This window comes from Hydrogenophaga sp. R2 (assembly GCF_049843595.1).
In the GTDB taxonomy this organism is placed as follows: Bacteria; Pseudomonadota; Gammaproteobacteria; order Burkholderiales; family Burkholderiaceae_C; genus Hydrogenophaga.
On sequence record NZ_JBBHZN010000001.1, the window covers coordinates 1,218,541 to 1,230,507 of the forward strand.

The window sequence follows — 11,967 nt, forward strand, 5'->3', positions numbered from 1 at the left end:
ATCAGGCCCACTGCAGCATGAGCTTGCCGATGTGGGTGTTGCTCTCCATCAGGGTGTGGGCCTGCGCGGCGTCGGCCGGCTGGAACACCTGGTGGATGACGGGGCGGATGCGGCCGGACTCCAGCAGCGGCCAGACATGCTGGCGCAGCGACTGCGCGATGGCAGCCTTGAAGGCCACCGGGCGCGGGCGCAAGGTGGAGCCGGTGATGGTGAGGCGGCGGCGCAGCACCAGGCCGGCATTGAAGCCGGCGTCGATGCCGCCCTGCACCGCGATGATGACCAGGCGGCCATCTTCGGCCAGGCACTCGACCTCGCGGGCCACGTAGCTGCCGGCCACCATGTCCAGGATGACGTTCACGCCCTGGCCGCCGGTGAGCTCGCGCGCCACGGCAGCAAAGTCCTGGGTGCGGTAGTTGATGGCGTGGTCGGCGCCCATCTTCAGGCAGGCGGCGCACTTGTCGTCGCTGCCGGCGGTGGCGATCACCGTGGCGCCCATGGCCTTGGCCATCTGGATGGCGGTCACGCCGATGCCGCTGGTGCCGCCCTGGATCAGCAGGGTCTCGCCGGGCTGCAGGCGGCCGCGGTCGAACACGTTGCTCCACACGGTGAAGAAGGTCTCGGGCAGGCCGGCGGCCTCCAGATCGGACAGGCCCTGGGGCACCGGCAGGCACTGGCCCACCGGGGCCACGCACCACTGGGCGTAACCGCCGCCGGCCACCAGGGCACAGACGCGGTCTCCCACCTTCAGGCCGGCGGCCTGCAGGGCAGCGGCATCACCGGACTCGATGACGCCGGCCACTTCGAGACCGGGGATGTCGGACGCACCCGGCGGCACCGGGTAGTTGCCGGTGCGCTGCAGCACATCGGGGCGGTTCACGCCCGAGGCGCTGACGCGGATCAGCACCTCGCCCGCGCCGGCCACCGGCACCGGGCGCTCGCCCATCTGGAGCACCTCGGGTGCACCGAAGCCACGGATCTCGACGGCCTGCATCATGGACATCACGGTCTCCCCTGCGGTCGGACGCCGCTTATTGCTGCTGCTGTTGCTGCTGCTCGCCGCTGTTGCGGTCCAGCAGGGCCTTCATGGACAGCTTGATGCGGCCCTTCTCGTCGGTCTCGAGCACCTTGACCTTGACGATCTGGCCTTCGGACAGGTAGTCGGTGACCTTCTCCACGCGCTCGTGGGCGATCTGGCTGATGTGCAGCAGACCGTCCTTGCCGGGCAGCAGGTTGACCAGGGCACCGAAGTCCAGGATCTTGGTGATCGGGCCTTCGTAGACCTTGCCGATCTCGACTTCGGCGGTGATCTGCTCGATGCGGCGCTTGGCCTCGTCGGCCTTGGCCGATTCGGTGGCGGCGATGGTGATGGTGCCGTCTTCCTCGATGTTGATCTGGCAGCCGGTCTCTTCGGTCAGCGCACGGATGACGGCGCCGCCCTTGCCGATCACGTCACGGATCTTCTCCGGGTTGATCTTCATGGTGTAGAGCTTGGGCGCGAAGCTGCTGATCTCGGTCTTGGCCTCGCCCATGGCTTCCTGCATCTTGCCCAGGATGTGCATGCGGGCTTCCTTGGCCTGGGCCAGCGCGACCTGCATGATTTCCTTGGTGATGCCCTGGATCTTGATGTCCATCTGCAGGGCGGTGATGCCGTTGGTGGTGCCGGCGACCTTGAAGTCCATGTCGCCGAGGTGGTCCTCGTCACCCAGGATGTCGGTCAGCACCGCGAAGCGGTTGCCTTCCTTGATCAGGCCCATGGCGATGCCGGCCACGTGGGCCTTCATGGGCACGCCGGCATCCATCAGGGCCAGGCAGCCGCCGCAGACGGAGGCCATCGACGACGAGCCGTTGGACTCGGTGATCTCGGACACCACGCGGATGGTGTAGGGGAATTCTTCCTTGCTCGGCAGGGCGGCCACCAGGGCGCGCTTGGCCAGACGGCCGTGGCCGATCTCACGGCGCTTGGGGCTGCCCACGCGGCCGGTTTCGCCGGTGGCGAACGGGGGCATGTTGTAGTGCAGCATGAAGCGGTCGTCGTACTCGCCGGCCAGGGCGTCGATCTTCTGCGCGTCGCGGTCGGTGCCGAGGGTGGCAACCACCAGGGCCTGGGTCTCGCCACGGGTGAACAGGGCGGAACCGTGGGTGCGCGGCAGCACGCCGTTGCGGATCTCGATGCCGCGCACGGTGCGGGTGTCGCGACCGTCGATGCGGGGCTCGCCGGCCAGGATCTGGCCACGCACGATCTTGGCCTCGATCTCGAACAGCAGGCCTTCCACGGCCACGCTGTCGAAGTCGACGCCGTCGGCCTTCAGGCCGGCCATGACGTCGGCGTAGGCGGCGCGGCAGGCCTGGGTGCGGGCCTGCTTGTTGCGGATCTGGTAGGCGGCTTCCAGCTTGGCCTGGCCCAGGGCCTGGACCTTGGCGATCAGGGCCTCGTCCTTGGCGGGGGCCTGCCAGGTCCACTCCGGCTTGCCGGCTTCACGCACCAGCTCGTTGATGGCGTTGATGGCGATGTTGCCCTGCTCGTGGCCGAACACCACGGCGCCCAGCATGATGTCTTCGGACAGCTGGTCGGCTTCGGACTCGACCATCAGCACGGCCGAGGCGGTGCCGGCGACCACCAGGTCCATCTGGCTGTCCTTGCGCTCGGTCTGGCCCGGGTTGAGCACGTACTGGCCGTTGATGTAGCCCACGCGGGCGGCACCGATGGGGCCGTTGAACGGGATGCCGGAGACGGCCAGCGCGGCGCTGGTGGCGATCATGGCGGCGATGTCGGCGTCGACCTCGGGGTTGAGCGACACGGTGTGGATGACCACCTGGACTTCATTGAAGAAGCCTTCGGGGAACAGCGGGCGGATGGGGCGGTCGATCAGGCGGCTGGTCAGCGTCTCGAACTCGCTGGGGCGGCCTTCGCGCTTGAAGAAGCTGCCCGGGATCTTGCCGGCGGCGTAGGTCTTCTCCAGGTAATCCACCGTCAGGGGGAAGAAGTCCTGGCCGGCCTTGGCCTCGGTGCGGGCCACCACGGTGGCCAGCACCACGGTGCCTTCGATGTCGAGCAGCACGGCGCCGCTGGCCTGGCGGGCGATCTCGCCGGTTTCCATGCGGACCGTGTGACGGCCCCACTGGAAGGTCTTGGTGACTTTGTTGAACATGGTCATGGGTGGGCTCCTTGAAGCGGGCCCGGCACGGCCGGGCCATGGAGTGCAGACGTCTGCACGGGGGCCGGAACATTCACCCAGAACACGATGCCATTCCAGAGACCCTGAACCCCGCGCCACGGGGTGTTCAACGCATCTGGAATGACACAGCTTCGCTCTGTCGTGAAAGGCTCCGGAGGGTGAAAAAACGAAAAACCGGGTGCAACAAACAAAAATCGCCCGAGCCAGCGAACCAACTCAGGCGTTTTTCGTGGGTGCACCCTGTGGCAATTACTTGCGCAGGCCCAGTTTCTGGATCAGCGCGACGTAACGGTCGGCATCACGGGACTTGAGGTAGTCCAGCAGCTTGCGGCGGCGGCTGACCATGCGCAGCAGACCGCGACGGCCATGGTGGTCCTTGGCGTGGGTCTTGAAGTGGGGGGTCAGTTCGTTGATGCGGGCGGTCAGCAGAGCAACCTGCACTTCGGGGCTGCCGGTGTCGCTGGCGGCACGGGCGTTGGCCGCGATGACGTCGGCCTTGACTTCTTTGGCGATCATGGATCTTCCTGGTGGGGGACGGGCGTCCTGCCGCAGCCGGGGCCGCAACAGGCGTGAAAGCCACGGCCAAGGCCGCAGCAACCGCGCATTATAGCCCCAGCCAGCCCTTCAGGCGATCCACCCCCTGCTCCAGCCGCTGCAGCTCCCGGCTGGCAAAGCACCAGCGCAGCCAGCCGGCGGCCGCCGGGCCGAAGGCGCTGCCCGGCGCCAGACCCAGCCCGGCCTCGGTGACCAGGCGCCGCGCGGTGTCCATGCAGTCGGCATGGCCCTGCAGGCGGAAGAAGGCGTACATGCCGCCCCGGGGCATGGCCAGCTCCACCCCCGGCAGGCCCTGCAGCAGGGGCACCAGGGTGTCGCGCCCGGCGCGCAGGCGGGCCACCAGGGCCGGCGTGATGGCATCGGTGTGGGCCAGCGCCGCGATGGCGCCGCGCTGCACGAACACCGGGGCGCAGGAGGTGTTGAACTCGATCAGGCGGCCCACCGGCTCGGTCAGGGCCGGGGGCAGCACCAGCCAGCCCAGGCGCCAGCCGGTCATGAGGAAACTCTTGGAGAAGCTGTGCGCCACGATCAGGCGGTCGTCCGGTTCGGCCACGTCCAGGAACGACGGCGCCGCGCCGTCGGGCGTGTCGTCGCCGTAGTACAGGCGCTCGTACACCTCGTCGGCCAGGATCCAGGTGCCGGTGCGCCGGCAGTGGGCCAGGATGTCGCGCTGCTCCGGCGTGCTCAGCGTCCAGCCGGTGGGGTTGTTGGGCGCGTTGACCACCAGCAGCCGGGTGGCCGGGGTGATGGCCTGGCACAGCGCATCCAGATCGAGCTGCCAGGCGCCGCCGCGGGCCTGCAGCGGCACCTGCACGGTGCGTGCACCCATGATCTGCGGCTGCGCCACCAGGTTGGGCCAGACCGGCGAGACCACCACCACCTCGTCGCCGGCGTCCACCAGCGCCTGGGCCGCCACCATGAGGCCGTTCACGCCGCCCGAGGTCACGGCCACCCGGTCGAACCAGTGGGCCGCGCCCCGCCCCGGGTGCAGCCGGTCGGTGTAGGCCGCAATGGCCTGGCGCAGTTCGGGCAGGCCCAGGTTGTGGGCATAGAAGGTCTCGCCGGCCTGCAGCGACTGCACCGCCGCCTGCCGCACCACCTCGGGCGTGACCTCGTCGCTCTCGCCGAACCAGAACTTGAGCACGTCGTCGCGCCCGATGCCGGCGTTGGCCACCTCGCGGATGCGCGAGCCTTCCAGTTGTTGCACCACGGCTCTCATCAAAAATCCTTTGGGTTCAGGGCCGCTGCAGGCGGCAGGTATGGGGCATGGCGGCCTGGTGGGCCGGGATCTGGCGCACCACGCGAAAGCCGTAACCGGAGCCTTCCACGTCGAAGGGCACGCCGCTCTGCCCCTGCCGGTCCATCACGCCCACGGCCAGCGGCTGCTGGAACTGGTGGTCGTCGGCGCGCATGCGGCCCCGCTGCCCGGCCAGGGACACGTCGGCCCGCTCCAGCTGGGCGGCGATGGCGCCGGCCTCCACGCGACCGGCGCGCTCGATGGCCTGGGCCAGCGCCTCGATCATGAGCTGCATGCGCAGGTGCGGGTAGTCGTCGGCCGGGTCGGGAAAGCGCTGGCGGAACTGGCGGTAAAAGGCCTCGGACGCCGCACCGGGCACATTGGGCAGCCAGTCGGCCACGGCCACCACCCGGCCGATGCCGGCCTCGCCGATGGCCGCCGGCGCGCCCAGCGCATTGCCGTAGAAGGTGTAGAAGCGGCCCTCGAAGCCGACCTCGCGCGCCGCCTTGACCAGCAGCGTGAGGTCGTTGCCCCAGTTGCCGGTGAGCACCGCCTGCGCCCCGCTGGCCTTGATCTTGGTGGCGTAGGGCAGGAAGTCCTTGATGCGGGACATGGGGTGCAGCTCGTCGCCGGCAATGCGCACGTCCGGGCGCTGCTGCTCCAGCAGGCGGCGGGCCTGGCGCAGCACGCCCTGGCCGAAGCTGTAGTCCTGCCCGATGAGGTAGATGGACTGCAGCGCCTTGTCCTCGCGGATGAGCTCCATCAACGCGTTCAGCCGCATGTCGGCATGGGCGTCGAAGCGGAAGTGCCAGTAGCTGCAACGCTCGTTGGTGAGCGCCGGGTCGACCGCCGCGTAGTTGAGCAGCAGCATGCGCTGGCCCGGCTGACGCTCGTTGTGCTTGCCGATGGCGTCGATCAGCGCACTCGCCGCCGCCGACGAATTGCCCTGGGTCACGATGGCGATGCCGCGGTCGCTGGCCGAGCGCAGGGCCGACAAGGCCTCTTCGGTCTGGCCCTTGCTGTCGAAGCGTTCGATGCGCAGCGGCCGGGCCCCACCGGGCAGCGGCACGCCGCCGCGCGCATTGACCCGTTCGGTGGCCCACACCAGGTTGCGCCAGACCGCTTCGCCGGCCAGACCGGCCGGGCCGGACAGGCCCTCGATGAGGGCGATGCGGATCGGCTCGGGGGCGGGCGCGGTCTGGGCGCTGGCCAGCGAGGGCCACAGGGGCAGGGACAGCAGCAGGCCGGCGGCCAGCCGCCGGGAAACGGTCTTCAGGCGCATGGAGGAACGATCAGGCGGGGGTGGAGAGTTCGGCCAGCGGCCAGCGGGGCCGCACATCGAAACGGCCCTGCAGGGCCGAGGTGGTCTGCAGCTCGGCGTCCGACAGCAGCCCGTGGCGTGCGCGCAGGGCAGCGGCCATGGCGATCATGGCGCCGTTGTCGGTGCACAGGTGCAGTTCCGGGTAGTGCACCCGGGCGCCGCGGCGGGCGCAGGCGGCATCGAGCTGTTCGCGCAGGCGCGTGTTGGCGCCCACGCCGCCGGCCACCACCAGGCGCTTGAGGCCGGTGGCATCGAGCGCGGCCAGCGACTTGCGCACCAGCACGTCCACGATGGCGGCCTGCACGCTGGCGGCCACGTCGGCCTTCTGCTGCGCCGACAGCGGATCGGCCAGCCGGCTGGTGGCCGGCCCCTCGGGGGCCGCATGAGCCAGCCTTTTCACCTGGGTGAGCACCGCCGTCTTGAGGCCGGCAAACGAAAAATCGAGGTCGCCGCTGTGCAGCAGCGGCCGGGGAAACTTGTAGGCCGTCTCGCTGCCCTGCAGCGCCAGCCGGGCCAGCGCCGGGCCACCGGGGTAGCCCAGGCCCAGCAGCTTGGCCGACTTGTCGAAGGCTTCGCCGGCGGCGTCGTCGATGGTCTCGCCCAGCAGCTCGTAGCGCCCCACCCCGTCCACCCGCATGAGCTGGGTGTGGCCACCCGACACCAGCAGGGCCACGAAGGGAAACTCGGGCGGATCGGCGCTCAGGAAGGGCGACAGCAGGTGGCCTTCGAGGTGGTGCACGCCCAGCACCGGGCGACCCAGCGCAAATCCCAGCGCGGCGCCCACGCCGGCGCCCACCAGCAGGGCCCCGGCCAGACCCGGGCCCCGGGTGCAGGCCACCAGATCGACCTCGGTCAGCGAGCGGCCCGCCTGGGCCAGCACCGCGTCGGTCAGCGGCAGCACGCGGCGGATGTGGTCGCGGCTGGCCAGCTCGGGCACCACGCCGCCATAGGCCTGGTGCATCTCGATCTGGCTGTGCAGCGCAGCGCCCAGCAGGCGCGGTGTGCCGGTGCCGCCGGCATCCACCAGCGCCACACCGGTTTCGTCGCAGGACGACTCGATTCCCAGGATCAGCATGGGCGGGGAGTGTACGGGCGGCACGAATGTTGCTGGCCCACCGGTCCATGAAATCGGCCCTGAGCTTCCTGATCGCCGCGCGCCGCAGCGAGATCGCCGGCCTGCAGCGGCTGGCCCTGACCAGCGAACTGGTGGGCGCCATCGGCCGGCTGGTGCATGCCCTGCAGCGCGAGCGCGGGCTGTCCAACCTGTACCTGGGTTCGCGCGGGCAGCGCTGGGCCGCCGAGCGCAGCGCGCAGGTCGCCCAGAGCGAGGCCCTGCAGGACCAGGTGCTGCGGGCCTTCGAGCAGCTCGACACCGACGCTGCCCGCAGCGGCCACCGCGCGCGGCTGTTCGGCCGCATTGCCTACGCCATGCAGGGCATGAGCGCCCTGCCCCGCCTGCGCGAACGGGTGGCGCAGTGCCAGTGGAGCACCGACCGCACCGTGGCGGCCTATGCCCGGCTGATCCAGGCGCTGCTGGGCGTGGTGTTCGAGGCGGCCGACAGCGCCTGGGACCCGGAGATATCGCGCCACCTGGTGGCCTTCCTGAACTTCCTGCAGGGCAAGGAGTTCGCCGGCCAGGAGCGGGCCACCGGCTCGGCGCTGTTTGCGGCCGGGCGGGCCGACGCCGACAGCCAGCAGCGCCTGCTGCACTTCATCGAGTCGCAGGAGCGCTGCCTGCAGGTCTGCACCGACCTGGCCAGCCCGGCCATCCGGGACTTGTGGCAGGCCGCGCAGCAGCCCGAGCACCTGATGCCGCTGGAGCGCATGCGCCGCATCCTGTGCACCACGGCCTCCGGCGGCACGCTGGACGCGGCGCTCAGCCAGCCCTGGTTCGACGCCTGCACCCGGCGCATCGACGCCATGAAGACGGTGGAGGACGCCCTGGCCGCCGAGCTGCAGGGCCTGTGCAGCCTGCGGCTGGAAAGCACCGCCCGCGATCTGGCCGGCCTGGAACGCATGGCGGCCAGCCTGCGCACCGAGCCGGGCCAGGAAGCCCCCGACTTCTTCGACGATGCCGCCGAGCCCGGCCTGCCGGCCGGTCTGGCGGGTGCGGGCGACGGTTTCCGCGCGCCCATGGACCCGTCGCTGCTGGAGCTGGTGCGCGAGCAGGCCCGGCGCCTGCAGAGCATGGGCGACGAGCTGGACGCGGTGCGCGCCACCCTGAACGAGCGCAAGACCATCGAGCGCGCCAAGGGCCTGCTCATGGCCCACCGGCAGCTCTCGGAAGACCAGGCCCACAAGACCATGCGCCAGATGGCCATGAACCAGAACCGCCGGCTCATCGATGTGGCCGAAGCGGTGCTGGCCATGGCCGAGGTGCTGCCCTCGCGCGGCTGACCCGGCCAGGCCGGGACCGCACCGGGACCGCACCGGATTTGTGCGGCGCACCAAAACAGGCCCCCCGCCCACCGCTCGCCCAGCCGCCGCACCCACCGCCCGACGGGGCCACGAACCCAGGCAAATCAAGGACTTGGCACCGCCCTGCGCACAAGACCCTGCGGCTGGCACGGTATCTGCATGGGTATGGGCACGACAAGCGGGCCAACGGCGGTCTGCCGGTCGAACGTCCACCCCGGACTCGGACAACGGCGTCCATTGCCGGCCTGCCCTGCAGGCCCTGGCGATGGGCGCCGTTGTGTTTTTCCGGACCCGTTTTTCCATCTGCCCACCCAGGAGCCCGCCATGACCCTTCCGCCCCGCACCGCCCCGGCCACGGACACCACCGCCAGCACCCCTGCGCCCGCTGCGAGCGACCGCCGCGACTTTCTGCGCCAGGGCGCGGCCCTGGGCGGCGCTGCCCTGTTCGGCAGCCTGGGCTACCAGCCGGTGTGGGCCGCCGGGTCGGACGCACCGGAGAAGACCGAGGTGAAGATCGGCTTCATCCCGCTGACCGACTGCGCCAGCGTGGTGATGGCCGCGGAGCTGGGCCTGGACAAGAAATACGGCGTGAAGATCGTGCCCAACAAGGAAGCCAGCTGGGCCGGCGTGCGCGACAAGCTGGTCAATGGCGAACTCGACATGGCCCATGTGCTGTACGGCCTGATCTACGGCCTGCAGCTCGGCACCGCCGGCCCGCGCAAGGACATGGCGGTGCTGATGAGTCTGAACCACAACGGTCAGGCCCTGACGCTGTCGAAGAAGCTGGCCGAGAAGGGCGCGGTGGACGCCCCCAGCCTGGCCAAGCTCATGGCTACCGAGAAGCGCGAATACACCTTCGCCCAGACCTTCCCCACCGGCACCCATGCCATGTGGCTGTACTACTGGCTGGCCAGCGCCGGCATCGACCCGTTCAAGGACGCGCGCGCCATCGTGGTGCCGCCGCCGCAGATGGTGGCCAACATGCGGGTGGGCAACATGGACGGTTTCTGCGTGGGCGAACCCTGGAACCACCGGGCCATCATGGACGGCATCGGCGTCACGGCCAACACCACGCAGGACATCTGGAAGGACCACCCCGAGAAGGTGCTGGGCACCACGGCCGAGTTCGTGCAGAAGTACCCCAACACCGCCCGCGCGGTGACGGCCGCCATCCTGGAAGCCGGCAAGTGGATCGACGCCGGCCTGGTCAACAAGAACCGCATGGCCGAGACCATCGCCCAGCGCGCCTACGTGAACACCGGCGTGGACGCCATCAACCAGCGCATCCTGGGCCGCTACCAGAACGGCATGGGCAGGACCTGGGACGACCCCAACCACATGAAGTTCTACAACGACGGGCTGGTGAACTTCCCCTACCTGTCCGACGGCATGTGGTTCCTGACCCAGCACAAGCGCTGGGGCCTGCTCAAGAGCCACCCGGATTACCTGGCCGTGGCCAAGGCGGTCAACCGCATCGACATCTACAAGCAGGCCGCCGACGCCACCAGGACGCCGCTGCCCAAGTCGGAGATGCGCAGCGCGAAGTTCATCGACGGCGCGGTGTGGGACGGCAAGGACCCGGCCAAGTACGCCGACGGCTTCAAGATCAAGGCCTGAGCATGAGCGCGGTGGCATCACGTTCTTCGCTGCTGATGGCCGGCTTCTGGCGCCGCGTGGTGCCCCCGGTGCTCGGGCTGCTCTTCCTGGTGCTGGTGTGGTCGCTGATCGCCAGCACCGGCGACAACGGCATACCCACCCCGGGCCAGACCTGGACCCAGGCCCTGCAGGTGTTCTCCGATCCGTTCTACCAGGCCGGGCCGAACGACCAGGGCGTGGGCTGGAACGTGCTGATGTCGCTGGAGCGGGTGGCACTCGGTTTCGGCCTGGCCGCGCTGGTGGGCATCCCGGCGGGCTTCGCCATCGGCCGCTTCGAGTTCCTGGGGCGCATGTTCAACCCCATCATCAGCCTGCTGCGGCCGGTCTCGCCGCTGGCCTGGCTGCCCATCGGCCTGCTGGTGTTCAAGGGCGCCAACCCGGCGGCCATCTGGACCATCTTCATCTGCTCCATCTGGCCCATGGTCATCAACACCGCCGTGGGCGTGCAGCGGGTGCCGCAGGACTACATGAACGTGGCCCGGGTGCTCAATCTGAGCGAGTGGAAGGTCTTCACCCGCATCCTGTTCCCGGCCGTGCTGCCCTACCTGCTGACCGGCGTGCGGCTGGCGGTGGGCACGGCCTGGCTGGTGATCGTGGCCGCCGAAATGCTCACCGGCGGCGTGGGCATCGGCTTCTGGGTCTGGGACGAGTGGAACAACCTGAACGTGGCCTCCATCATCATCGCCATCGGTGTGATCGGCGTGGTCGGGCTGCTGCTCGAACTCGCCCTCATCCGCCTGGCATCCCTGTTCACCTACGAGGAGGTCAAGGCATGAGCACCGCCGTTCCCATGCACCCGGAGCGCTTCATCGACATCCAGTCGGTGGAGCAGACCTTCCGCACCCGCCAGGGTGATTTCCCCGCGCTGCGCGACATCCACCTCACCGTGGCGCAGGGCGAGTTCGTCACCCTGATCGGCCACTCGGGCTGCGGCAAGTCCACCCTGCTCAACCTGATCGCCGGCCTCACCCGGCCCACCGCCGGCGTGCTCTTGTGCGCCGACCGCGAGATCAAGGGGCCGGGGCCGGAGCGCGCCGTGGTGTTCCAGAACCACTCGCTGCTGCCCTGGCTGACCTGTGCCGACAACGTGTACCTGGCGGTTGAGCGGGTGTTTGGCGCCACCGAGAACAAGGCCCGCCTGCGCGAACGCACCGCTGCCGCGCTGGAGCTGGTGGGCCTGTCGCACGCGGCCACCCAACGGCCGGGCGAGATCTCGGGCGGCATGAAGCAGCGGGTGGGCATTGCCCGTGCGCTGTCCATGGAGCCGCAGGTGCTGCTGATGGACGAACCCTTCGGCGCGCTGGACGCCCTCACCCGCGCACGGCTGCAGGACGAGCTGCTGGAGATCGTGGCCCGCACCCGCAGCACCGTGGTCATGGTCACGCACGACGTGGACGAGGCGGTGCTGCTGAGCGACCGCATCGTGATGCTCACCAACGGCCCGGCCGCCACCATCGGCGAGGTGCTGACGGTGGACATCGAGCGCCCGCGCAACCGCCTGGCCCTGGCCGACGACCTGCGCTACCAGCGCTGCCGCAAGGCGGTGATCGACTTCCTCCACACCCGCCAGGGCCACGTGGAAAAAACCGCCTGAGGAGACCGAC

Annotated in this window: 10 protein-coding genes; 4 read left to right on the forward strand and 6 right to left on the reverse strand. The window is 69.8% G+C overall.

From position 1 onward, the window contains the following. Position 1: 1 nt before the first annotated feature. From WD026_RS05840 to tsaD, 6 genes are all read right to left on the reverse strand, one after another. Complete coding sequence (locus tag WD026_RS05840; protein ID WP_425723207.1) at positions 2–991, reverse strand: NAD(P)H-quinone oxidoreductase; 990 nt, start codon at positions 989–991, stop codon at positions 2–4. A 37-nt stretch (positions 992–1,028) separates the two neighbouring features. Next, on the reverse strand, positions 1,029–3,155 hold the full coding sequence (pnp, locus tag WD026_RS05845) for a polyribonucleotide nucleotidyltransferase (protein ID WP_425722688.1): 2,127 nt from the start codon (positions 3,153–3,155) through the stop codon (positions 1,029–1,031). A 270-nt stretch (positions 3,156–3,425) separates the two neighbouring features. After that, positions 3,426–3,692, reverse strand: a complete 267-nt coding sequence (gene rpsO, locus WD026_RS05850) for a 30S ribosomal protein S15 (protein WP_086119366.1) — start codon at positions 3,690–3,692, stop codon at positions 3,426–3,428. An 88-nt stretch (positions 3,693–3,780) separates the two neighbouring features. Then, positions 3,781–4,950, reverse strand: a complete 1,170-nt coding sequence (locus WD026_RS05855) for a pyridoxal phosphate-dependent aminotransferase (protein ID WP_425722689.1) — start codon at positions 4,948–4,950, stop codon at positions 3,781–3,783. A 16-nt stretch (positions 4,951–4,966) separates the two neighbouring features. Further along, positions 4,967–6,250: a branched-chain amino acid ABC transporter substrate-binding protein gene (locus tag WD026_RS05860; RefSeq protein ID WP_425722690.1), complete on the reverse strand. Its 1,284-nt coding sequence runs from the start codon at positions 6,248–6,250 to the stop codon at positions 4,967–4,969. A gap of 10 nt (positions 6,251–6,260) precedes the next feature. Beyond that, on the reverse strand, positions 6,261–7,364 hold the full coding sequence (gene tsaD / locus WD026_RS05865) for a tRNA (adenosine(37)-N6)-threonylcarbamoyltransferase complex transferase subunit TsaD (RefSeq protein ID WP_425722691.1): 1,104 nt from the start codon (positions 7,362–7,364) through the stop codon (positions 6,261–6,263). A 47-nt stretch (positions 7,365–7,411) separates the two neighbouring features. On the opposite strand from tsaD, the gene WD026_RS05870 reads away from it, so the two are divergent. From WD026_RS05870 to WD026_RS05885, 4 genes are all read left to right on the forward strand, one after another. Then, entirely contained in the window at positions 7,412–8,686 is a 1,275-nt protein-coding gene (locus tag WD026_RS05870; RefSeq protein ID WP_425722692.1) for a nitrate- and nitrite sensing domain-containing protein, read from the forward strand. 345 nt (positions 8,687–9,031) lie between these two features. Continuing rightward, positions 9,032–10,324, forward strand: coding sequence for a CmpA/NrtA family ABC transporter substrate-binding protein (locus tag WD026_RS05875; RefSeq protein WP_425722693.1), 1,293 nt, complete (start codon positions 9,032–9,034; stop codon positions 10,322–10,324). A gap of 2 nt (positions 10,325–10,326) precedes the next feature. Beyond that, on the forward strand, positions 10,327–11,139 hold the full coding sequence (ntrB, locus tag WD026_RS05880; RefSeq protein WP_425722694.1) for a nitrate ABC transporter permease: 813 nt from the start codon (positions 10,327–10,329) through the stop codon (positions 11,137–11,139). After that, complete coding sequence (locus WD026_RS05885) at positions 11,136–11,957, forward strand: ABC transporter ATP-binding protein (RefSeq protein ID WP_425722695.1); 822 nt, start codon at positions 11,136–11,138, stop codon at positions 11,955–11,957. Before ntrB ends, WD026_RS05885 begins: the two co-directional genes overlap by 4 nt. Positions 11,958–11,967: the final 10 nt, after the last annotated feature.

Bases quoted from the DNA above. Each gene is read 5' to 3' on its own strand.
- WD026_RS05875 (WP_425722693.1), top strand. From the start codon at position 9,032: ATGACCCTTCCGCCCCGCACCGCCCCGGCCACGGACACCACCGCCAGC.
- rpsO (WP_086119366.1), bottom strand. From the start codon at position 3,692: ATGATCGCCAAAGAAGTCAAGGCCGACGTCATCGCGGCCAACGCCCGT.
- WD026_RS05840 (WP_425723207.1), bottom strand. From the start codon at position 991: ATGCAGGCCGTCGAGATCCGTGGCTTCGGTGCACCCGAGGTGCTCCAG.
- WD026_RS05860 (WP_425722690.1), bottom strand. From the start codon at position 6,250: ATGCGCCTGAAGACCGTTTCCCGGCGGCTGGCCGCCGGCCTGCTGCTG.
- WD026_RS05885 (WP_425722695.1), top strand. From the start codon at position 11,136: ATGAGCACCGCCGTTCCCATGCACCCGGAGCGCTTCATCGACATCCAG.
- WD026_RS05855 (WP_425722689.1), bottom strand. From the start codon at position 4,950: ATGAGAGCCGTGGTGCAACAACTGGAAGGCTCGCGCATCCGCGAGGTG.
- pnp (WP_425722688.1), bottom strand. From the start codon at position 3,155: ATGACCATGTTCAACAAAGTCACCAAGACCTTCCAGTGGGGCCGTCAC.
- ntrB (WP_425722694.1), top strand. From the start codon at position 10,327: ATGAGCGCGGTGGCATCACGTTCTTCGCTGCTGATGGCCGGCTTCTGG.
- tsaD (WP_425722691.1), bottom strand. From the start codon at position 7,364: ATGCTGATCCTGGGAATCGAGTCGTCCTGCGACGAAACCGGTGTGGCG.
- WD026_RS05870 (WP_425722692.1), top strand. From the start codon at position 7,412: ATGAAATCGGCCCTGAGCTTCCTGATCGCCGCGCGCCGCAGCGAGATC.